We start from the raw sequence: 22,499 nt of genomic DNA on the forward strand, positions 1-22,499 counted from the left end.
ACCCATGGAATCCGTGGCGGCCGCCGCCGAACGCAGGCCGCGCAAGGACGCGGCCCGCAATCGGGAGGCGGTCCTGGCGGCCGCCGACGACCTCTTCGCCCGCTGCGAGAGTCCCGAGGCCGTCACCATGGCCGACATCGCGGCGGCGGCCGGCGTCGGCAAGGCGACGCTCTTCCGCGGTTTCGGCGACCGCACCGGCCTGATCCAGGCGCTGTACGCGGCGCGGCTGGAGCCGGTCAGGGCCGCCGTCGAAGCGGGCCCGGCACCGCTGGGGCCCGCCACTCCGCCATCGCTGCGCGCGCCCGCCCTGCTCGACGCCCTTCTCTGCTTCAAGCTCGACAACCGCCACCTCGCCCTGGCCCTGGAGGAGGCCGGCAGCGGCAGCCCCTACGGGGCGGGTCACTACGAGTGGTGGCACTCCACGCTCCGGGCCGCGCTGGAGCGGATCCCCGGCTTCGGGCCCTCGGACGGCGACTTCGCCGCGCACGCGTTGCTCGCCGCCGTCCGTGCCGACCTCGTCGACCACCTCGTGGACGAGAGGCGCGTGCCTCGAGAGCGGGTGCGGGCGGACCTGGCGGCCTTCACTGCCAGGGTCCTGGCGGGTGACAGCTGACAGAGGCCCGGCGGGTGACAGCTGACAGGTGACAGATATTGAAATCTGTCAGTCGTCATGCCATGCTGGGGTACATGACGATGCGAACCCGTTCCCTCGGTACCACCGGTCCCCAGGTCTCCGCCCTCGGCCTCGGCTGCATGGGCATGTCCGCGCTGTACGGCGAAGCGGACCGGGCCGAGGGGATCGCGACGATCCACGCCGCCCTCGAGGCCGGCGTGACACTGCTGGACACCGGCGACTTCTACGGCATGGGCCACAACGAGCTGCTGATCGGCGAAGCCCTGCGCACCGCTCCCGCCGCCCGCCGCGAACAGGCGCAGATCAGCGTGAAGTTCGGCGCCCTGCGCGACCCCGACGGCGGCTGGAGCGGCTACGACGGCCGTCCGGGAGCCGTGAAGAACTTCGCCGCCTACTCCCTCCAGCGCCTGGGCGTCGACCACATCGACGTCTACCGCATCGCCCGGCTCGACCCCGACGTACCGATCGAGGAGACGGTCGGCGCGATCGCCGAGCTGGTCGAGAAGGGGTACGTCCGGCACATCGGCCTCAGCGAGGTCGGCGCCGAGACCATCCGCAAGGCCGCCGCCACCGCGCCGATCGCCGACCTCCAGATCGAGTACGCGCTGATCTCGCGAGGCATCGAGAATTCGATCCTGCCGGTCACCCGTGAGCTGGGGATCTCCATCACGGCGTACGGCGTGCTGTCGCGCGGGCTGATCTCCGGGCACTTCACCGCCGACCGCAAGCTCGCCGCGAACGACTTCCGGGCCTACTCGCCCCGCTTCCAGGGCGACAACCTCCAGCACAACCTGGACCTGGTGGAGGCGCTGCGGAAGGTCGCCGAGCAGAAGGGCGTCTCCGTCGCACAGATCGCGATCGCCTGGGTGCTGGCCCAGGGCGAGGACATCGTGCCGCTGATCGGCGCCCGGACCAGGGAGCGGCTGGCGGAGTCGCTGGGCGCGCTGGACGTCGTCCTGGACGCCGCCGACCTCGCCGCGATCGAGGGCGCCGTCCCGGCCGACGCGGCCGCCGGTGACCGCTACTCGGCCGCCGCGATGGCCCACCTCGACAGCGAGCGCTGACCCGCACTCCGGGTACGGTCTGAGCATGTCACCGACCACCGAGACCCTGACCGCCGAGCGCATCCTCGAGGCGACCGAGGAAGTGCTGCGCCGCCACGGCCCGGCCAAGGCCACCGTGGTCGACGTGGCCCGCGCGCTCGGGGTCAGCCATGGCAGCGTCTACCGGCACTTCCGGACGAAGGCGGCGCTGCGCGCGGCGGTCACGAAGCGGTGGCTGGACCGTACGTCGGAGACCCTGTCCGCCATCACCGCCGACGAGACCCGCGCCCCGGAGACCCGGCTGCGCGACTGGCTCGCGGCGCTCTTCGAGGCCAAGCGGCGCAAGGCGGGCGACGATCCCGAGCTGTTCGCCACGTACATGGTGCTGACCGGGGAGACCGGCGAGGTGGTCGACGAGCACCTCGCCGACCTGACCGGCCAGCTGACCGAGATCATCGAGGCGGGGGTCGCGTCCGGCGACTTCACGGTCCCCGACCCGAGGACCTCCGCCGCTGCCGTCTTCCAGGCCACCGGCCGCTTCCACGACCCCGGCTACCACCGGGTGTGGGAGCGGCCGGGCGCGCAGGAGGACTTCACGGCGCTGGTGGACCTGCTGCTGCGCGGGCTGCGGGGAGCGGTCTGATGGCCCCCACGATCCGCCGGGCCGTGATCCCCGCCGCCGGGCTGGGCTCCCGGCTGCTGCCCCTCACGAAGGCGATCCCGAAGGAGATGCTCCCGGTCGGCGACAAGCCGGTGATCGAGCACACCGTGCGGGAGCTGGTGGACTCGGGCATCACCGACATCACCATCGTCGTCTCCGGCGGCAAGAGCCTGATCCAGGACCACTTCCGCCCCAACCCGGCCCTCGTCGAGCAGCTTCGCGCCGACGGCAAGACGGCCTACGCGGACGCGGTCGAGGAGGTGGCCGAGCTGGCCCGCAGGGGCCACATCACCTACCTCGACCAGCGCGGCCCGTACGGCAACGGCACCCCGGTGCTGAACGCCGCCCGTTCCTTCGGCGACGAGCCGGTCCTGGTCCTGTGGCCCGACGACGTCTTCGTCGCCGAGACCCCCCGCGCCCAGCAGCTGATCCGCGCCTACGAGCAGACCGGCTGCCCGGTGCTGGCCCTGCTGCCGATGGACCCCGCCGACTCCCAGCGCTACGGCGTCCCCGTCGTCAAGGAAGACCTCGGCGAGGGGACCCTGCGCATCACCGGCCTCGTCGAGAAACCCGACCCCGCGCGGGCGCCGTCGGCGTACGCGGCCATCGGCGGCTACGTCATCACCCCCGGCATCATCGACGAACTGCGCGAGCAGACCCGCCGCTGGTACGAGCACCGGACCGGTGAGATCTACCTGACCGACGCGATCAACGCCTACGCCCGCGGCCGTGCGGTCTACGGCCAGGTCATCCAGGGCCGCTGGTACGACACCGGCAACCCGTCCGACTACCTCGTCGCCCAGCTGGCCCACGCCCTGGCCCACCCCGAGTACGGGCCGGTGCTCCGGGGCCTGGTCAGCGACCTCGACGCCCGCGGCGACCGGGCGCCTGGCTCACACTGACCGTTCAGCGCGGAATCACCCAGCCCGGCGCCCAGGTCCCGGCGGCGTCGGAGCCGGCCGCCGTGGCGTCGAGGTGGGCGCGGAGGGCGGCCAGCGCCGGGTGGGGGTTGTCGCGGTGCCAGAGGAGCGAGTGCGGGTAGACGGGCGTCGGGTCGGTCACCGGGATGAGACGCAGGCCGTGTCCCGCGGGCCAGACGAGGCGGGTCCGCCCGCCCATGAAGGTGGCCAGGGCCGGCGTGTCGGCGATGGTGTCGAGGAGGGCGTCGGAGCCGAAGTTGGGGCCGGTCGCCTCGATGGTGAGGCCGAACTCGGCGACGAGATCGTCGTAGTAGGCGGTCCACTCGGTTCCGGGGGCGAGGCCGGGCATCCAGATCCGGTGCCCGGCCAGCTGAGCGAGGGGCACCGACCGGGCGCCCGCCAGCGCGTGGGCGGAGCCCGTGAGGAGCTGGAGCGGCTCGTCGAGCACCCGGACGGACTCGATGTCCTCGGGCAGCGGCCGGCCGGGCGCGGCGACGGCGCGGAAGGACGCGTCGATCGCACCGGACCGCAGGGCGGCGACGGCCGTCTCGATCTCGAACAGCATCACCACGTCGAGGTCGATCTCGGGGTGTGCGCGGTGGAAGTCGCGCATCAGGCCCGTCGCCGCGCCGCGTGAGGCGATCACGTCGACGCGCAGCGGACGGTGGCCGGTGCGCACGGATGCGACCGCGCGCTCGGTGACGCGCAGCAGCTCGCGCGCGTGGGGCAGGAACGCCTGCCCGTCGATGGTGAGTTCGGCGCCGCGCGGGGTGCGGGTGAACAGCCGTACCCCGAGGGTGCGCTCCAGCGCGGCGATGCGCTTGGAGACGGCCTGCTGGGTGACCGCCAGCTCGGCGGCGGCCTCCTGGAACTGCCCCGCGTCGGCGGCGGCGACGAACGTCCGGACGGTCTCTAGGTCCATGGCGACACCCTAGGGACACAACCGGTGGTTGTGGCCAGGAGGCCCCACGGTTGTTTGATCCCCGGGCGCGGTGCTCGCTTTGATGCTTGCGAACGCGGATCGGTTGTACGGGTGATCGGCGAGTGGCGAGTGGCGAGTGGCGATCGGCGAGTGGCGAGGGGCGGGCGGGCATGAGGAGCGGGGACCGGCTGGGACGGCTGCTCGGTCAGCGGCTCGTACGTCGGCCCGGACAGCGGCCCGGACAGCGGCCCGGACAGCTTCCCGGTCAGCGGCGCGGGCATCGGCTGGGCCGGCGGTTCGGGTGGCTCTGGGGAGCGTACGGAACCAGCGCGCTCGGGACCTGGCTCGCCTTCGGCGCGTTCCCGCTGATCGCCATCCAGGTGCTGCACGCCGGACCGGCCGAGGTCGCCGCGCTCTCCTGCGTGGGGGCCGCGGTGGGCGCGGTCGTGGCGGTGCCGCTCGGCCCGTGGGTGGAGTTCCGCCGCAAGCGGCCGGTGCTGATCACGATGGACCTGGTGCGGTGCGCGGCGCTGCTGACCGTCCCCGCCGCGTTCGCGCTCGGCGTCCTCACCTTCCTTCAGCTCCTGCTGGTCTCGGTCGTCGTCGCGGCGGCCGACATCACCTTCCGCGCCGCCTCCGGCGCGTACCTGAAGACACTGCTGCCGGCCGAGGACCTGCTCGTCGCCAACGCCCGGTTCGAGTCCACGGCCTGGACGACCACGATCATCGGACCACCGCTGGGCGGCGCGGCGATCGGGCTTCTCGGCCCGGTGGCGACGGTGGTGGCCGACGCGGTCAGCTACCTGCTCTCGGCCCTGGGCATCCGTGCGATGGGCGGGCACGAGCAGCGGCCCGCGCCCCGGGAGGCCGCGCGCCTGCGGGCCGGGGACCTGCTCGACGGCTGGCGGTACATCCTCGCCGACGCGACGCTGCGTCCCCTGTTCTTCAACACGGCCTTGTTCAACGGCCTGGTGATGGCCGCCCAGCCGCTGCTGGCCGTCCTGATGCTCGGCCGACTCGGCTTCGCACCGTGGCAGTACGGCCTCGCCTTCGCCGCGCCCGCGATCGGCGGGCTGCTCGGCTCGCGGCTGGCCCGACCGCTCGTCACCCGGTTCGGGCAGCACCGGGTACTGGTCGGATCGGGGGCGCTGCGTGCGATCTGGCCCGTCGGCCTGGCCTTCCTCGGGCCGGGCGCCGGCGGGCTGCTGCTGGTGGTGGGCGTCGAGCTCGGGCTCATCTTCTGCTGCGGGGTCTTCAACCCCGTCCAGGCCACCTACCGCCTGGAGCGCACCCCGACCGGCCGGGTCACCCGCACCCTGTCCGCCTGGGCGGTGACGACCAAGGCGGCGACCGCGCTCCTGACGGCCGTCTGGGGTGTGCTGGGCAGCCTGCTCGGTCCGCGTACGGCCATCGGCCTGGCCGGCGTGTTCCTGCTGGCCACCCCGCTGCTGCTGCCCCGCCGCACGACAGCGCGCCGCCCCGAGCCGGAACCGGAGCCGGAGCTTGAGCCGGGGCTGGAGTCCGAGCCCGGGCCGGAGCTTGAGCCGGGGCTGGAGTCCGAGCCCGGGCCGGAGCTTGAGCCGGGGCTGGAGTCCGAGCCGGAGCCGGAGCCGGAGTCGGCGCCGAACCGGTCCTGACTGGCCGCCACGTCGACGCTCAGAGGCTGTCCGCCCGAAGGAAATCCGGCCTTCCGGTGCGATGGCCTCGCTTCGCCCCGATGACTCCCGGGGCGGCCGGGAGTCATCGCGGCTCGCGGCCCTCCGCGGGGTCCACCGTCGCCTGATGCGCCTCGGCGAGATGTTCCTCGGCCTTCAGCCAGGGCAGGAACTGCGCCCCTTTGCGCCAGCCGCACGTGTCACATCTGATCGTGCGCTGCACTCCCGCTCGCCGCACTCGGACGACATGCTCCCGTCCATGCTGGTCCCAGCGGCTCACCTTGCTCGTGTTGATCTCCAGCACCACGCCTCCCTGAATCTCGGCCAGCAAGGAGTGTGCAGCAATACCAACATCAACAGGGGTTTCGGCCCGTCGAGTTGGCCAAGCCGTTCCCGAGCCCGGTCCGGGGCGTGTGAGTCACCCCACCTTGCGCGGCAGCCGCAGGCTCAGCAGCCCCGTCACGACGACCCCGCCCAACTGCACGGCCAGCGTGACGACCAGGGCGTCCCGCATGCCCATCCCCGGGACCAGGGAGAGGAACAGGGTGCCGAGGGTGGCCACACCCAGTGCCAGCGAGGCCTGTTGGGTGGTCACCATCACCCCGCTGCCGACGCCCGCGCGGACCGAAGGCACCTCGGACATCACGATCCGCATGACGACGGGCAGTTGGAGCGCCTGCCCCGCACCGGCGACCGCCGCGCCCGGCAGCAGCGCGACGAAGCCCACGTCCGGCCAGTCGGCGCGCACCGCCAGCAGGATGAGGACGACACCCACGCCCTGGACCACCGAGCCCGCCGTGACCACCCGGGCCCCGAACCGCGCCACCAGCCGTGGCCCGGCCAGCGAGACGAGGAAGAACGCCAGAGCCATCGGCGCGAGCGCGAGACCGGCCGGCACCGGACCCAGTCCCGCCCCGCTCTGCAGCGCCACGGCGACGACGAACATGAACCCGCTGAAGCCGATCGCGAACGGCACCATGATCGTCAGGCCGCGCCGCAGCGTGGTGAGCGCGAACAGGCTCGGCGGCACCAGCGGGGTACGGCCCTGCCGGTCGGCCCGCCGCTCCACCGCGAGGAACGCGCCCGTGACCAGCGGGAACGCGGCCAGTGACAGCCACGTCCACAGCGGCCAGCCCGCCGCCCGGCCCTCGGTGAGCGGGGCGAGCAGCGTCAGCAGGGCGGCGGCGAGGAGCACGGTGCCGGGTCCGTCCACGGGCTCGGGGCGCGGTGAGCGCGTCTCCGGGACGGTACGGACGGCGAGGACGAGCCCCACGACCACGACGGGGACGTTCACGAGGAACACGGACCGCCAGCCGCTGCCGGCGAGGTCCGCGGCGACCAGTACGCCGCCCAGGATCTGGCCCGCGACCATGGACAGCCCGGCGGTCGCGCCGTACAGGCTCATCGCCTTGGCGCGACGCGGACCCTCGGTGGACGACTGGATGGTGGCCAGCACCTGCGGAACCATCGCGGCGGCCGACGCGCCCTGCGCGACCCGCGCCGCGACCAGGAACCACGCGTCGGGCGCCAGTCCGCAGGCCAGAGAGGTCAGGCCGAAGGCGACCATGCCGCCCAGGAAGAGCCGGCGCCGACCGAACAGGTCGCCGAGCCGGCCGCCCAGCACGAGCAGGACGGCGTACGCGAGCCCGTACCCGGAGACGACGAGTTCGAGGACGGACTCGCTCGCGGCGAGATCCCGGCCCATGGTCGGCAGGGCGACGTTGACGATGAAGAAGTCGATCAGAGGAAGTGCCGCGCCGAGCAGCACGGTGAACAGCCCGAGCGAGCCGAGCGCGCGGGGCGCCGCGACCGTCCGTGCGGTAGCTGGGGTGGTGATGGTTTCAGTCACGGTCCCGAGCCTGCGCCGCCGCTCAGACGGGTACCAGAGTCTCCTTATCCTGGTAGAAGGAGCACCTGGCAACAGTGTCCGGGCGGGCGCACGCTGGAGGCATGACGACGATGGCCCAGGAAACACGCGCGCGCGAGACCCAGGCGATCCGCCGGGCGCAGGGGACTCGCGAGGCCCGGGAGGCGCAGGAGGCCCAGGAGTCGCAGGAGGCCCGTGCGGCGGAGGCGGCCCGCGAGGTCCAGAACGCCCGTGAGTCGCCCGGGGCGGGGGGCTCGGAGATCCGGCGCCACGAGCTGGCCGCCTTCCTGCGCAGCCGCCGCGAGCGGATCACGCCCGAGCAGGTGGGCCTCCCGCGCGGGGCGCGCCGCCGTACGCCGGGGCTGCGCCGCGAGGAGGTCGCCCACCTCTCGGCGGTGGGCGTCACCTGGTACACCTGGCTCGAACAGTCCAGGGACATCCAGGTCTCGGTCCAGGTCCTCGACGCCCTGGCCCGCACCCTGCTGCTCGACCCGAGCGAACGGGCGCACCTCTTCCAGCTGGCCGCCGCGACCGACCCGACCCCCGCCTCCTCGTGCACCGGCGTCACCGACGCCGTACGCGAGGTCCTCGACCAGCTCGACCCGCTGCCCGCCTGCGTCCAGAACAGCCGCTACGACATCCTGGCCTACAACCGCACCTACGCCCATCTGCTCTGCGACCTCGACGCGATCCCGCCCGAGGACCGCAACTGCATGGTCCTCGTCCACACCCACCCGCAGTGGCGCGAGTCGATCGTCCACCTCGACGAGACCATGCGTCTGATGGCCGCGAAGCTCCGCGCCTCCATGGCCGGCCATCTCACCGAGCCCGCCTGGAAGATGCTGGTCAAGCGACTCCAGTCGGAGTCACCGGAGTTCCGCGAGAACTGGGAGCGCTACGAGGTCATCGCGACCCGCAGCAAGACCAAACAGTTCCGCAACCCGCACGTCGGCCTCCTCGACCTCACCCACACCGACCTCTGGCTGAGCCCGGAACTCGGGGCGCGCCTGGTGACGTACGCACCGGCGGACGAGGCGACGCGGGAGCGGCTGGAGAAGCTGTACGCGTTCGCGCAGGCGCCCTCCGCCGAGACAGCCGAGACCGCTGAGACAGTCGAGACCGCTGGGAGCGCCGGGAGCGGGGTCAGGCGCTGAGGCTCGCCGCCTCCCGGACCTCCGGCGACTCCAGTCGCCGCGCGGTCCGCTCCGCCGTCCGCCGGGCCCAGGCTCCGGTGGTCACGGCGCCCAGGACGAGGACGACGACACCACAGCCGGTGACGATCCACCAGCCGGGCACGGCCGCGGAGACGAAGGTGTCGCGGTACGCCGAGGTGCTCACGCCCGCCGCCAGTACCGCGCCGATCACCGCGACGCCCAGTGTCTGGCCCAGCTGGCGGCTGGTGGAGGCGACCGCCGCCGCGACCCCCGCCTGACCGCGGGGCATGCCCGACACCGCCGTGTTCGTGATCGGCGCGTTCACGAACCCGAAGCCCACCCCGAACAGCACGTACCCGAGGAACAGGGTCGTGTCGGACGTCTCCGCCTCGAAGACGGCGAACAGCAGCCCGCTCGTCGTGATGGCGGCGCCCGAGATCAGCAGCGGCAGCCGCGGTCCCCGGCTGCCGACCAGCCGTCCGGACAGCGGGGCGCACAGGAACATCGGCACGGCCATGGGCAGCATCCACAGCCCTGCGTGCAGGGCGTCGAGGCCCCGGACGTTCTGGAGGTACAGCGTGGACAGGAACAGGAAGCCACCCAGCGCGGCGAACGCGCCGACCGCGACCACGGTCGCCCCGCTGAACGGGACCGACCGGAAGAAGCGCAGGTCGACGAGGGGTTCGGCGCGCCGCGGCTCGTACCGGAGCAGGCCGATCAGCGCGACCAGCGCCACCGCCGCGAAGGGACCGCTGGTCGACAGGCCCGCCTCCGGCGCCTCGATGATCGCGTAGGTGAGGGGGCCGAACAGGGCGATGACCAGCAGCTGACCGACCGGGTCGGGGCGGCGGGCCTTGGGCGCGCGGGACTCGGGGACGTACCGCAGGGTCGCCAGCAGGGCGACCAGGCCGATCGGCAGGTTGAGCCAGAAGATCGACCGCCAGCCGACCGACTCCACCAGGAGCCCGCCCAGCAGCGGGCCCGCGGCCATCGAGATGCCCACGACCGCACCCCAGACCCCGATCGCGCGGGCCCGTTCACGGGGGTCGGTGAAGGTGTTGGTGATGATCGACATGGCGACCGGGTTCAGCATCGAGCCGCCGACCGCCTGCACCATCCGGGCCGCGACCAGCAGCTCCAGGTTCGGGGCGAGCGAGCACAGCAGCGAGCCGATCGTGAACACGACCAGCCCGGCCATGAAGACCTTCTTGCGGCCGATCCGGTCGGCGGTCGATCCCGCGAGCATCAGCAGCACGGCGAGCACCAGCGTGTACGCGTCGATCGTCCACTGGAGGCCGGCGGTGGAGGCGTGCAGATCGCGCTGCATCGCGGGCAGGGCGACATTGAGGACGGTGACGTCGAGGCTCACGATCAGCAGGCTCATGCAGCAGATCGCGAGGACCAGGAGGCGTCGCCGAGGGCTGAGCTCGGGCATGCGCCCCATCGTAGCCGATATCGATAGTGCGCCTAACTAATGGTTCATACATGATCTGTGGGCGGTCAGAGAACGTGCGGCCGGGCACGCCGTCCGATGCGTGACAATGGGTGGATGCCCACGACCGCGCCCACGCAGAACGCGACCCCGAACACAGCCCTCCGGATCGGCCCGCACGCCGTCACCCCGCCGGTCGTCCTGGCCCCCATGGCCGGGATCACCAACGCCCCCTTCCGGACCCTGTGCCGGGAGTTCAGCGGCGGCAAGGGGCTGTTCGTGAGCGAGATGATCACGACCCGGGCGCTGGTCGAACGCAACGAGAAGACCATGCAGCTGATCCACTTCGACGCGACCGAGAAGCCGCGCTCGATCCAGCTGTACGGCGTCGACCCGGCGACCGTCGGCAAGGCCGTCCGCATGATCGCGGAGGAGGGCCTCGCCGACCACATCGACCTGAACTTCGGCTGCCCGGTCCCCAAGGTCACCCGCAAGGGCGGCGGTTCCGCCCTCCCCTACAAGCGCCACCTGCTGCGGGCGATCCTGCGGGAGGCGGTGAGCGGGGCCGGCGACCTCCCGGTGACGATGAAGATGCGCAAGGGCATCGACGACGACCACATCACCTACCTCGACGCCGGCCGGATCGCCGTCGACGAGGGCGTCACCGCGATCGCGCTGCACGGACGCACCGCCGCCCAGCACTACGGCGGCACCGCCGACTGGGAGGCGATCGCCCGCCTGAAGGAACACGTCCCGGAGATCCCCGTCCTCGGCAACGGCGACATCTGGTCGGCCGAGGACGCCCTGCGCATGGTGCGCGAGACCGGCTGCGACGGCGTGGTCGTCGGACGCGGCTGCCTCGGCCGGCCGTGGCTGTTCGCCGACCTCGTGGCCGCCTTCGAGGGACGCACCGACGACATCGCGCGCCCGTCCCTGCGTGAGGTCGCCGACGTGATGGTCCGGCACGCCACCCTGCTCGGCGAGTGGATCGGCGACGAGCCGCGCGGGGTCATCGACTTCCGCAAGCACGTCGCCTGGTACCTCAAGGGCTTCGCGGTCGGCTCCGAGATGCGCAAGCGGCTGGCCATCACCTCGTCCCTCGCCGAACTCCGGGCCGGCCTCGACGAGCTGGACCTCGACCAGCCCTGGCCCACCGGCGCCGACGGCCCCCGGGGCCGCACCTCCGGCAACAACAGGGTCGTGCTGCCGGACGGCTGGCTGAAGGACCCGTACGACTGCGCGGGCATCAGCGAGGACGCGGAACTGGACACCTCCGGCGGCTGAACTCCCCTGAGCCGACCGGCTGTCGGCGCTCAGCCCGGTCGGCGTTCAGCCCGGTCGGCGTTCAGCCCGGTCGGCGTTCAGCCCTGTCGGCTCTCAGCGCTGTCGGCGCTCAGCCCGTCGACGGATGCGGGGTCGAGCCGTACGCCTTCAGGAACCTGTCGCGGAAGGAACTCATCTTCCACACCGGGGCGTCGTGGGCCGGCTTCAGACCGTCCGTCCAGTTCCAGGTGGCGATCTTGTCGAGGACCTTCGGGTCCTTGGCGACGATCGAGACCGGCACGTCCCGGCTGGCGTTGTTGCCGCTCACCCGGCTGATGGGCTGGTGGTCGCCGAGGAACACCAGAACGGTGTCGTCGGTGCCGTAGCGCTCCAGCCACTGGGTCAGGGCCGTCACCGAGTACTGGATGGACTTGCCGTACTCCTTCTTCGACTTGGCGGAGTCGGCGATGACGTCGGACGCCTTCTCGCCGGCCGCCTCGATGCTGTCGAAGACCGAGCCGTCGCCGAGCTCGTCCCAGCCGACCATCTTCGGAATCGGCGCCCAGGGCTGGTGGCTGGAGGTCAGGATGATCTCCGACATCAGCGGCTTGTCGCGGTCGGTACGGCCGTGCTCCAGCCGCTGGAAAGCCTCCAGGGCGTACTGGTCGGGCATGGTCGACCAGCTGAACTTCGGTCCCTGGTAGCCCATCTGGAAGGCGTTGTAGACCTTGTCCAGACCGTAGAACTTCTGCTCCGGCCAGCCCTTCTGCACGCCCGGCATGATGCCGACCGTGTCCCAGGCGCCGGTCTTCTGGAACACCTTCGTCAGGGACAGGTGGTCGCTGGCCATCACCGTGCGGTACCGCTGCTGGGTGTCGACCCACAGGCCGGACAGGGTGGTGGAGTGACCGAGCCAGCTGCTGCCGCCGTACGTCGCCGAGGTCAGCCAGCCGCTCTTCGCGCTGAAGCCGGCCTTCGTCAGGGCCGCGGTGCTGGTGTCCAGGGTCTCGTCGACGCCCGGCGCCATGCCCGGATCCTCGATGGCGCTGCGGCCGTAGCTCTCGATGAAGGTGAAGATGACGTCCTTGCCGCGCAGGTCCGGCACGAGCTGGGCGGCCGGGGTGGCCCCGAACGTGTCGCTGCGGGCCACCTTCCCGAACGTCGCCTCGTCCTGGATGGTCGCCCGCACCCGCCTGGCCTCTGAGGTGAGCGTGTTCACGACCTGGTCGGAGGCGACCGGCAGCGCGGCGTACTGGACACCGAGGACGGAGCAGGTGATCCAGACGGTGCCCGCGATCAGCGTGCCCCGGGTCGCCCGCCGGGTGTCGCGCACCAGGATGCCGCTCAGCCGGACCGTCGCCAGCGCCATGACGGCCATGATCAGTACGACGAGCAGGACGAGTCCGATCGACGCGGCCAGCGCGACGGTCCCGCCCATCGAGTCCGCCACGTACGACTGCGCGTCGTCCAGCAGGGTCCAGTCCAGGACAAGGTCGAAGGGACGGCCCAGGTACTCCACGAACTGCATGTCGAGCAGGTTCACTATCGTCAGCGCGCCGAGAGCCGCGCCGGCCAGCGCCGCCACCGCCACCCGGGGCCGACGCGGCAACGCCAGCAGCACGGCCGCGCCGATGATCGCCTCACCCGGCAGCCGTACGAAGCGGCTCAGGTGCAGCGCGAAGAGACGATTCGGCAGCGACAGCGCCCCGAACACGAGTACCAGGGACACGACGGTCGCCGTCCACCACACCACCCGAGCGACCCCCGGATACAGCCCCCGCCAGCCCCGCCAGTACGAGACCCGCGCCCGAAAACCACGAGGCTTGGACCCGGCGGAGTCGGCGGACTCGGCGGGGCTGGCGGGGGCGGGTTCGGTGGAGTCGGCGGACTCGCTGGGCTCGCTGGACGCGGCGGGCTCGCCCTCAGCGGCCAGGGCCTTCGTCGACGGGCTTGCAGCCGACGGGGCCTCGGCGGTCGGGCTTTGAGCAGTCGGGCTTTCAGCGGTCGGGCTCTCGGCCGGTGAGGATTGCGCCGACGGGGTCTCGGCGGCCGGGGCTTCGGTGGCCGGGGGCTCAGGTGACGGGCTCTCCGTCGTCGGAGATTCCGTCGTCGGAGATTCCGGCGACGGAGGCTCCGGATGGGCCGTCGCGGCGGGGGCCGGGGTGTCGTCCTCGGGGTCCTGCGGTGTGGGCAGCTGGGATGAGTGAGTGGTGACAGGCACCCGAGGGTCCTTCCGTACGAAGCCCGGCGGTTCGGCGGATCCGGCATGGGGCCGGATCCGCCACAGTTTCGTACGGCCTGCCTTCGGCTCGCGTTCAACCCCCCTCGGCCAGCGCTCGGCAAACACCGCGCAAACGGCACGCCAAGCAGCCGGACCGGGGCCGGACCGGGGGAGCCTACGCGCCCCCGACCGCCGTGAGCAGCGCCAACGGGGCCGCCGCCGAACGGGACTCCCGTACACACGCGTGCGGGTACGGTACCGGCTCCGCGTGGGTGTCGCGGCCGTAGCCCGCGAGGACCTCGGGGAGGCGGTGCCCGGTCGCGGTCGCCGCGTCGACCAGCGCGTGGGCGACCGTACGGGCCTCCTCGTGCAGGCCGTAGCGGGCGAGGCCCAGCGTGATCAGCGCGTTGTCGTGCGGCCAGACCGAACCGCGGTGGTAGGAGAGCGGGTGGTAGGCCGGCTGCCCGGACGCCAGGGTGCGCACGCCCCAGCCGGAGAAGAAGTCCGGCTCGAGCAGCCGTCGGCCGACGACCTCCCCGTACTCCTTGTCCAGCAGGCCCGACCAGAGCAGATGCCCGGCGTCCGAGGCGAGCGCGTCGACCTGGCGGCCCTCGCCGTCCAGGGCGAGCGCCGGGAAGGACCGGTCCCGCATCCAGAAGTCCCGCTGGAACCGGTCCCGCAGATCGGCGGCCGCCTGTTCCAGCAGGGCCGCGTACTTCTCGTCCTCCCACACCGTGCGCGACACCCACGCCGTGCGGCGCAGCGCGTCGTACGCGTAGCCCTGGGCCCCCGCCGCCAGCACCGCTCCGGTCGCGCGGGTGCCGTCCGCGGAGCAGATGGCGCCGGGGGAGTCCTTCCAGTTCTGGTTGGCCAGACCGCCCTGGTCGGCCCGGTACACCAGATAGCCGCGGGAGGTGAGCCCGCCGTGGTCCAGCATCCAGCCGATCGCCGCGCGGGCGTGCGGCTCCAGCCGGCGGGCCAGCGCCTGGTCACGGGTCTGCTCGACATAGGCGCCGAGGAGGACGAGGAACAGCGGGGTCGCGTCCACCGAACCGTAGTAGCGGCCGTACGGCACCTGCCCGAAGTGGGCGAGCTCGCCGTGCCGCACCTCGTGCACGATCTTGCCGGGCTGGGACACCGCCTGCGGGCCGGTCTCGGTGGCCTGGGCCGCGGCGAGCGCGAGCAGCGTGGCGGCGGCCGGGCGGGAGCGGTAGGGGAGGGCGAAGAGCGAGGTGAGCAGGGCGTCGCGGCCCAGCAGGGTCAGGAACCAGGGGGCGCCGGCCGCCGGGACGCGCAGCTCCTCGCCGTCCGGGCCGGTCGCCTGGACCTGGAGCGCGGCCAGGTCCGCGAGACCGCGCGCACAGGCCGCGGCCAGCTCGGGCCAGCCGGTCGGGAAGGCCACGCCCTCGACGAACTCGCCTTCCTGCGCGAGGAGTTGCCCGGTGACCGAGGCCGGTGAGCGGGGCACCCGCAGGGTCCGCTTCTCACCGTGCGGCCGGGCCATCACCCGCAGGGTCAGCTCGGCGGAGCCGTGCGGCTCGAGCTCCAGCTTCCACACCAGCCGGCGCGCGCCGGTGCCGGTCTCCTCGACGCCGTCCGGCACGGGCTCGGCCGTCACCGTCGTACAGGACTTCCACTCGCCGCGCCGGTAGGTGAACTCCACGCCGTCGTCGAGGATCTGGCGTCGGCGGACGACACCGGTCTTCGCGTACGTACGGTGGTCGGAGCGCAGTTCGAACTGGTCGCTGAAGTCGGCGTCGGCGGTGACCGCGAGGCGGACCGTCGTCGGCACCGGGCGGTTGCTGACGACCCGCAGCGTCTCCACGAACGAGCTGTCACCGACGGCCTGTTCACGGAAGAGCGTGCAGGACGGCGGCTCGTTGCGGCCGCCGCGCGGGACGAGCACGCACCGCGTGGTGTCCCCGTCCGCGACCGGCGAGAGCACCTCCGGCACGGCGCCGTCGACCGTCAGCTGCCAGCGGCTGAGATGCCTGGCGTCCCGGACGAATAACCCCTCGGGGGATCCGGCGGCCACCCCGGAGCCCCGTACGCCGCTGATGTCCCCGCGGTCGCCCACGGCGGCGAACGTCCCGCCGTACACGAGCAGATGATGCCGGTCCGTCATCCCCGGTCCCCTCCCTTGAGAGCCGTGATATCCGTGCCGGACGCCGGGATTCCCGGGCCGGCCATGACACCCGTGCCTGACGTGGTGTCGTCGTGCAGCAGGTCGAGCGTGAGCGCGGCGGTCCAGCTGAAGCCGGTCGCGCCGCAGGCCTCGCCGGTGTACGGGTCGACGTACTCGGCGAAGTCGGAGGTGTCCGCGATGTCCAGCACGGCCCGGCGCAGCGCGTCCGCGTCGCGCTGGTCGCCGTGCAGCCTGAGGCCCCGCTCGAGCAGCCAGCTGGTGTTGAACCAGGCCGGGCCGCGCCAGTAGCGGTGCGGGTCGAAGGCCTCGCCGAGCAGGTCGTAGCTGGGCGCGAGGCGGGTGGCGGCGCCCAGACCGAAGTGCGGGCCGCGCAGGGTGCGGATGAGAGCGGCGGCCACCTCGCGCGGCAGGCCGGGCAGCAGAAGGGGGACGAGACCGGAGACGCCCCGCTCCGGGACGAGGGCGCCGGTGAGCGGGCGCCGGCCCGGGTCCGGATCCCCGCCGCGCAGGTCACGGCAGAAGAACATGCCCTCCGTCGGGTCCCACAGCCGCTCGACGAGCGCCGCCGTCAGCCGCTCCGCACGCGCGTGCCGGGCCGTGCCGGTCGCGCCCAGCTCGGTCGCGATGCGGGCGAGGGCGTGCTCGGAGGCGATGAGCAGCGCGTTGAAGGCGGGATCCTCGACGGCGAACTCCGCACCCCCGGCCCGGCGGCCCCCGGCGTCATCGCCACCCCCACCAGGCCTGCCCTCATGCCGGACACCCTGCGTCCTGTCGTCCTGCCTCCTGCCGTCCTGTGCCCGGGCGTCCTGTGTCCGGGCGTCCGGCTTCCTGCCGTCCCGGTGTCCGCTGTCCCGCGTGTCGCGGTGTGCGCCGTCGCGGTGTGCGCCGTCCCGCGCTCGGATGCCGTGGTTCGCGCCGTCCCGCACGCCGTCTTCCCGCACGCCGTCTTCCCGCACTCCGTGGTCGCGGTATCCGCCGTCCCGGTACTCCGCGGCCAGCCGTACGTAGCGCCCGTAGTCCAGGTCCGTCGGACGGTCCTCGGGCGCCCCGTGGTCGAGGTCGGCGCGCCGGAAGGAGCGGGCCGGGGCCGGGGTGACCCGGGCGAGCGGCGCGTCCCAGCTCGGCGCGTTGTCCATGCCCTGCTCCCACGGATGGACGACGGACACCAGCCCGCCCCCGCCCAGGTCGCGCCGGTGCAGCAGATAGCGGTGCCAGGCGGCCAGCCGGGGGTAGACCCGGGTGAGGAAACCGCGGGCGCGCGAGAGCCCCGGGTCGGCGCAGTGCACCAGCCAGGCCGCGAGCGCGTGCACCGGTGGCTGCACGATGCCGGAGGTCTGTACGGTGCGCGGGGCGCCCGCAGCGCGCCCCGCGGTCGAGGAGCGCCAGAAGTCGGGGCTCGGGAAGTACGCGTCGAGCGGCACGGAGGGGTTGAAGACGATGTGCGGGATGCGCCCGTCGCCCCACTGGGCGTCCAGCAGCGTCTCCAGCTCCGTCTGCGCCCGGCGCGGCGAGACGTGCCGCAGGCCGATGGCGATGAAGGCCGAGTCCCAGGACCACTGGTGCGGGTACAGACCGGGCGAGGGAACCGTCGAGGTTCCCGTCCAGTTGCCGGCCAGCACGTGCGCCGCCCGGCGACGCAGGGCCGCGAGGTGCGGAGTCCCGGGTGCCGGAGCCCCGAGGTGCGGCGGACCCGGCGGAGCCGCCGGATCGTATGCAACGGCGTACTCCGCCGGGCGGGCGATGAGCTGGGCGGTGCGATCCACTCGGGGCTCCCCGAAGACGACAAGGCCGACCGGTTCGGCTGTGGCTACCATAGAGTTACGTCTATTTAACACGCAAAACTCAATATGTAATGCAGGCTTGAGAAACACAAGGGGGTGCGCATGACGGGACGCGGCCAGGCCAGCTCCGGGGATCTGCTCGAACTGGTGCGCAGGGGACGGGCGACGACACGTGGTGCCCTCCAGCAGGCCACCGGCCTCTCCCGCGCGACCGTCGGCCAGCGCCTGGACCGGCTCTTCCGGGCCGGCTGGCTGCGCGAGGGCGCCGGCGGCCCGGTCGACTCCCCGCTGGGCGGCCGCCCCTCGATCACCCTGGAGTTCGACGACGCCCACGCCGTCGTCCTGGCGGCGGACCTGGACACACGGCACGCGCGGGCGGCCGTACTGACGCTCACCGGGGAGATCCTGGCCGAGCACGGTGGCACGCTGGTCATCGAGGACGGGCCGGACGCGGTGCTCGGCGAACTGGGCGGCTGGTTCGCCGAGCTGCTGGAGAAGGCGGGCCACCGGCCGGACGAGGTGTGCGGCATCGGCCTCGCCGTGCCCGGCCCGGTCGACAGCGAGACGGGCCGGGTCGTCCAGCCGCCGATCATGCCCGGCTGGGACGGCTACGACATAAGGGGTCGCCTGTCCCGCGCCTTCACCGAACGGACGGCGGCGGGCACGGGCGGGGACGCGGACGGCGGCCCGGCGGTGGCGGTCCCCGTCCTCGTCGACAACGACGCGAACCTCATGGCGTACGGCGAGCAGCGCACGGGATACGCCGACTGCTCGGCGTTCGTGCTGGTCAAGGTGTCGACAGGTATAGGCGCGGGGGTCGTGGTCGGCGGCTCGATCTTCCGGGGCATCGACGGCGGGGCCGGCGACATCGGGCACATCCGGGTGGGCGCGGAGGCGCTGTGCCGCTGCGGTTCCTACGGCTGTCTCGCGGCGGTCGCCAGTGGCGGCGCCGTGGCGCGCAGGCTGGCGGAGTCGGGTGTTCGGGCGTCCTCGGGATCGGATGTGCGCGACCTGCTCGCGGCCGGCCACCCGGAGGCGGCCGCCCTGGCCCGTGAGGCGGGGCGCCGGGTCGGAGACGTCCTGGCGACCGTCGTGACACTGCTCAACCCCGGGGTTCTGATGATCGCCGGAGATCTGGCCGGAACCGCCTTCCTGACCGGCGTGCGCGAGTTGCTCTATCAGCGGGCGCTGCCCCGCTCCACGGCCCACCTGGACGTGGTGACCTCGCGGCTGGGGGAGCGGGCGGGCCTGGTCGGAGCGGGTGCGCTGGTCGTGGAGCACCTGTACGCGCCGGAGCGGGCCGAGGAGCGGTTGCTGGCGCTCGGGGTGTGAGGGACGCTCGTGTGTGTGACGGGACTCCGGGGCCCTCCCGGGCCCTCCCAGGACTCCCGGGACTCCTGGGACTCCTGGGACTTCGGGATCCCCAGGAGTCCCGGGATCCTCCAGACCCTCGTGTGACGAGCAGGTTTCCGTCCGTGGGCGTGTCCTCGGGTGCGTCCGCATCGTGAAATCGAGGCGCCCACGCAAGGCTGATTCCGGCGTGATTCTCGCCACCCCTGAGGGGGGTAGTGCTCAGATGAGCGATTCAAGAGCGACTGCACTTCTCCAAGGAGTGGCACTCAGTGCCACCCCTTGATCGTTCATCGATCGAAATCAATCGTGCCGCACAGTGCTCATCTGAGCGTAATATGGGGCATGTGAGAGGCGGTCGGGAGGTGCTTGCGTTCAAGAAGTGAAAACATCGGCGGCCGTGCGCTTGCCAAGCCTTGACTTTCGATCCGCTGGCGGACGGTTGGTTACGGGCACATGACGCGCGAGTGGACGTACCCAGGAGCCTTCGATCTGGGTATGTTCCTGGCCGTCAGGGCAGCCACCGCGTCCTCGAGGAGTCGAGACCCGTGTCGGAAAACAAAGATCTCCAGGTAGCCGAGCAGGCCGCGACCGTTGAGGGCGTGAAGTTCGTCTATGACTTCACCGAGGGCAACAAGGAGCTCAAGGACCTCCTCGGCGGCAAGGGCGCGAACCTCGCCGAGATGACCAACCTGGGCCTTCCCGTCCCTCCGGGCTTCACCATCACCACCGACGCCTGCAAGGTCTACCTCGACAGCGGCGAGGAGCCGGCGGCACTGCGTGACGAGGTGAGTGCGCACCTCGACGCGCTGGAGCAGCGCATGGGCAAGAAGCTCGGCCAGGCCGACGACCCGCTGCTGGTCTCGGTCCGCTCCGGCGCCAAGTTCTCGATGCCCGGAATGATGGACACGGTCCTCAACATCGGCCTCTCCGACAAGTCGGTCCAGGGCCTCGCCAAGCAGTCCGGCGACGACCGCTTCGCCTGGGACTCCTACCGCCGCCTGATCCAGATGTTCGGCAAGACCGTCCTCGGCGTCGAGGGCGAGCTCTTCGAGGACGCGCTGGAGGCCGCGAAGACGGCCAAGAAGGTCACGGTCGACACCGAGCTCGAGGCCGCGGACCTGAAGAAGCTGGTCACCCGTTTCAAGAAGATCGTCAAGACCGAGGCCGGCCGCGACTTCCCGCAGGACCCGCGCGAACAGATGGACCTCGCCATCCACGCGGTCTTCGACTCCTGGAACACCGACCGCGCGAAGCTCTACCGCCGCCAGGAGCGCATCCCGGGAGACCTGGGCACGGCCGTCAACGTCTGTTCGATGGTCTTCGGCAACCTGGGCCCCGACTCGGGCACCGGCGTGGCGTTCACCCGCGACCCCGCCTCCGGCCACCAGGGCGTGTACGGCGACTACCTCCAGAACGCCCAGGGCGAGGACGTGGTGGCGGGCATCCGCAACACCGTCCCGCTCGCCGAGCTGGAGTCGATCGACAAGAAGTCGTACGACCAGCTGATGCAGATCATGGAGACGCTGGAGAACCACTACAAGGACCTCTGCGACATCGAGTTCACCATCGAGCGCGGTCAGCTGTGGATGCTCCAGACCCGCGTCGGCAAGCGCACGGCGGGCGCGGCCTTCCGCATCGCCACCCAGCTCGTCGACCAGGGCCTGATCGACGAGGCCGAGGCGCTCCAGCGGGTGACCGGCGCCCAGCTCGCCCAGCTGATGTTCCCCCGCTTCGACGAGAACGCGAAGGTGGAGAAGGTCGGCCGGGGCATCGCGGCCTCGCCCGGCGCCGCGGTCGGCAAGGCCGTCTTCGACTCCTACACGGCCGTCAAGTGGTCCCGCTCGGGCGAGAAGGTCATCCTGGTCCGCCGCGAGACCAACCCCGACGACCTGGACGGCATGATCGCGGCCGAGGGCATCCTCACCTCACGCGGCGGCAAGACCTCGCACGCGGCCGTCGTCGCCCGGGGCATGGGCAAGACCTGCGTCTGCGGCGCGGAGGAGCTCGAGGTCGACACCAAGCGCCGCCGGATGACGGTGCCCGGCGGTCATGTCGTCGAGGAAGGCGACCTGATCTCCATCGACGGCTCGAGCGGCAAGGTCTACCTCGGTGAAGTCCCGGTGGTCCCGTCCCCCGTCGTGGAGTACTTCGAGGGCCGGATGCACGCGGGCGCCAACGACGCCGACGAACTCGTCGAGGCCGTGCACCGGATCATGGCGTTCGCCGACCGCAAGCGGCGCCTGTGGGTGCGCGCCAACGCGGACAACGCCGAGGACGCGCTGCGCGCCCGCCGCTTCGGCGCCCAGGGCATCGGCCTGTGCCGTACGGAGCACATGTTCCTCGGCGACCGTCGTGAGCTGGTCGAGCGCCTGATCCTCGCGGACACCGAGGCCGAGCGCGAGGAGTCGCTGAAGGCGCTCCTGCCGCTCCAGAAGCAGGACTTCGTGGAACTGTTCTCGGCGATGGACGGCCTCCCGGTCACGGTCCGGCTCCTGGACCCGCCCCTGCACGAGTTCCTGCCCGACATCACCGAGCTGTCGGTCCGCGTCGCGCTGGCGGAGTCCCGTCAGGAGCCCCACGAGAACGAACTCCGCCTCCTCCAGGCCGTCCACCGACTGCACGAGCAGAACCCGATGCTGGGTCTGCGCGGCGTGCGTCTCGGCCTGGTCATCCCCGGCCTGTTCACCATGCAGGTACGGGCGATCGCCGAGGCCGCGGCCGAGCGCAAGACGGCCAAGGGCGACCCGCGCCCGGAGATCATGATCCCGCTCGTCGGCACGGTCCAGGAGCTGGAGATCGTCCGCGAGGAGGCCGACCAGGTCATCGCGGAGGTGGAGGCGGCGACCGGCGTCCAGCTGAAGCTCTCGATCGGCACGATGATCGAGCTGCCGCGCGCCGCGCTGACCGCCGGTCAGATCGCCGAAGCGGCACAGTTCTTCTCCTTCGGCACGAACGACCTGACCCAGACGGTGTGGGGCTTCAGCCGCGACGACGTCGAGGCCTCGTTCTTCACGGCCTACCTGGAGAAGGGCATCTTCGGCGTCAGCCCGTTCGAGACGATCGACCGGGACGGCGTCGGCTCCCTGGTGAAGCTGGCGGTGGAGGCCGGCCGCGCCACCCGCCCCGACCTGAAGCTCGGCGTCTGCGGCGAGCACGGCGGCGACCCCGAGTCCGTCCACTTCTTCCACGAGGTGGGACTCGACTACGTCTCCTGCTCGCCGTTCCGGATCCCGGTGGCCCGGCTCGAGGCGGGCCGGGCGGCCTCGCAGTCGGCGGGCAGCGACCACCGGTGACACCCCGATAGCCCCGGAGCCGCCGCCGGTCCCCGACCCTCACCGATCGGCGACGGCCCCGGCGCACCAAGGAGGACGGCACCCTGTGCGGGGGTGCCGTCCTCTTGCGTTGTGCGGGGGCGGCGACGACTTGGCGTGGCTGGAAGTCGATCAC

Annotated in this window: 16 protein-coding genes; 9 read left to right on the forward strand and 7 right to left on the reverse strand. The window is 72.2% G+C overall.

The window, feature by feature from the left end; translation table 11 throughout:
- Nucleotides 1-4 precede the first annotated feature (4 nt).
- The 4 genes from ACIRPU_RS02485 (at nt 5) to ACIRPU_RS02500 (ending at nt 3,240) form a co-directional block, all read left to right on the forward strand.
- Nucleotides 5-613, forward strand: coding sequence for a TetR/AcrR family transcriptional regulator (locus ACIRPU_RS02485; RefSeq protein ID WP_403861574.1), 609 nt, complete (start codon nt 5-7; stop codon nt 611-613).
- Between the two features lie 74 nt (nt 614-687).
- The gene (locus tag ACIRPU_RS02490; RefSeq protein WP_403860570.1) at nt 688-1,698 is read left to right on the forward strand and encodes an aldo/keto reductase; all 1,011 of its coding nucleotides are present in this window, start codon (nt 688-690) and stop codon (nt 1,696-1,698) included.
- A gap of 25 nt (nt 1,699-1,723) precedes the next feature.
- On the forward strand, nt 1,724-2,320 hold the full coding sequence (locus tag ACIRPU_RS02495; RefSeq protein WP_403860573.1) for a TetR family transcriptional regulator: 597 nt from the start codon (nt 1,724-1,726) through the stop codon (nt 2,318-2,320).
- Nucleotides 2,320-3,240, forward strand: a complete 921-nt coding sequence (locus tag ACIRPU_RS02500; protein ID WP_403860576.1) for a UTP--glucose-1-phosphate uridylyltransferase — start codon at nt 2,320-2,322, stop codon at nt 3,238-3,240. The genes ACIRPU_RS02495 and ACIRPU_RS02500 overlap by 1 nt, the downstream gene beginning before the upstream one ends.
- A 4-nt stretch (nt 3,241-3,244) precedes the next feature.
- Here ACIRPU_RS02500 and ACIRPU_RS02505 read toward each other — a convergent pair whose 3' ends face one another.
- On the reverse strand, nt 3,245-4,180 hold the full coding sequence (locus ACIRPU_RS02505; RefSeq protein ID WP_403860579.1) for a LysR family transcriptional regulator: 936 nt from the start codon (nt 4,178-4,180) through the stop codon (nt 3,245-3,247).
- A gap of 170 nt (nt 4,181-4,350) precedes the next feature.
- On the opposite strand from ACIRPU_RS02505, the gene ACIRPU_RS02510 reads away from it, so the two are divergent.
- Entirely contained in the window at nt 4,351-5,817 is a 1,467-nt protein-coding gene (locus ACIRPU_RS02510; protein WP_403860582.1) for an MFS transporter, read from the forward strand.
- 103 nt (nt 5,818-5,920) lie between these two features.
- On the opposite strand, the gene ACIRPU_RS02515 is transcribed toward ACIRPU_RS02510, so the two are convergent.
- Together ACIRPU_RS02515 and ACIRPU_RS02520 are read right to left on the reverse strand one after the other, a co-directional pair.
- Complete coding sequence (locus ACIRPU_RS02515) at nt 5,921-6,139, reverse strand: hypothetical protein (protein WP_171397133.1); 219 nt, start codon at nt 6,137-6,139, stop codon at nt 5,921-5,923.
- A 114-nt stretch (nt 6,140-6,253) separates the two neighbouring features.
- Complete coding sequence (locus ACIRPU_RS02520; protein WP_403860586.1) at nt 6,254-7,684, reverse strand: MFS transporter; 1,431 nt, start codon at nt 7,682-7,684, stop codon at nt 6,254-6,256.
- A gap of 101 nt (nt 7,685-7,785) precedes the next feature.
- On the opposite strand from ACIRPU_RS02520, the gene ACIRPU_RS02525 reads away from it, so the two are divergent.
- Nucleotides 7,786-8,856 carry a helix-turn-helix transcriptional regulator gene (locus tag ACIRPU_RS02525; RefSeq protein ID WP_403860589.1) on the forward strand — a complete coding sequence of 357 codons (1,071 nt, stop codon included), beginning with the start codon at nt 7,786-7,788 and terminating at the stop codon, nt 8,854-8,856.
- Here the strand turns inward: ACIRPU_RS02525 and ACIRPU_RS02530 are convergent.
- Complete coding sequence (locus ACIRPU_RS02530) at nt 8,846-10,291, reverse strand: MFS transporter (protein WP_403860592.1); 1,446 nt, start codon at nt 10,289-10,291, stop codon at nt 8,846-8,848. The two genes, ACIRPU_RS02525 and ACIRPU_RS02530, sit on opposite strands and share 11 nt — an antisense overlap.
- A gap of 114 nt (nt 10,292-10,405) precedes the next feature.
- On the opposite strand from ACIRPU_RS02530, the gene dusB reads away from it, so the two are divergent.
- Nucleotides 10,406-11,572, forward strand: a complete 1,167-nt coding sequence (dusB, locus tag ACIRPU_RS02535; protein WP_403860596.1) for a tRNA dihydrouridine synthase DusB — start codon at nt 10,406-10,408, stop codon at nt 11,570-11,572.
- Between the two features lie 109 nt (nt 11,573-11,681).
- Here dusB and ACIRPU_RS02540 read toward each other — a convergent pair whose 3' ends face one another.
- The 3 genes from ACIRPU_RS02540 to ACIRPU_RS02550 form a co-directional block, all read right to left on the reverse strand.
- Nucleotides 11,682-13,772, reverse strand: a complete 2,091-nt coding sequence (locus ACIRPU_RS02540; protein ID WP_403860599.1) for a CDP-alcohol phosphatidyltransferase — start codon at nt 13,770-13,772, stop codon at nt 11,682-11,684.
- Nucleotides 13,773-13,947: 175 nt separating this feature from the next.
- The gene (locus tag ACIRPU_RS02545; protein ID WP_403860602.1) at nt 13,948-15,897 is read right to left on the reverse strand and encodes a glycogen debranching N-terminal domain-containing protein; all 1,950 of its coding nucleotides are present in this window, start codon (nt 15,895-15,897) and stop codon (nt 13,948-13,950) included.
- Nucleotides 15,894-17,681: an MGH1-like glycoside hydrolase domain-containing protein gene (locus tag ACIRPU_RS02550; protein ID WP_403860604.1), complete on the reverse strand. Its 1,788-nt coding sequence runs from the start codon at nt 17,679-17,681 to the stop codon at nt 15,894-15,896. The genes ACIRPU_RS02545 and ACIRPU_RS02550 overlap by 4 nt, the downstream gene beginning before the upstream one ends.
- Nucleotides 17,682-17,801: 120 nt before the next feature.
- Between ACIRPU_RS02550 and ACIRPU_RS02555 the strand changes: the two genes are divergently transcribed.
- Both ACIRPU_RS02555 and ppdK read left to right on the forward strand, forming a co-directional pair.
- Nucleotides 17,802-19,031, forward strand: coding sequence for an ROK family protein (locus tag ACIRPU_RS02555; RefSeq protein WP_403860606.1), 1,230 nt, complete (start codon nt 17,802-17,804; stop codon nt 19,029-19,031).
- Nucleotides 19,032-19,597: 566 nt separating this feature from the next.
- Nucleotides 19,598-22,345, forward strand: a complete 2,748-nt coding sequence (ppdK, locus tag ACIRPU_RS02560) for a pyruvate, phosphate dikinase (RefSeq protein WP_384114600.1) — start codon at nt 19,598-19,600, stop codon at nt 22,343-22,345.
- Nucleotides 22,346-22,499: the final 154 nt, after the last annotated feature.

It is taken from the genome of Streptomyces sp. NPDC102259 (assembly GCF_044766465.1).
In the GTDB taxonomy this organism is placed as follows: domain Bacteria; phylum Actinomycetota; class Actinomycetes; order Streptomycetales; family Streptomycetaceae; genus Streptomyces.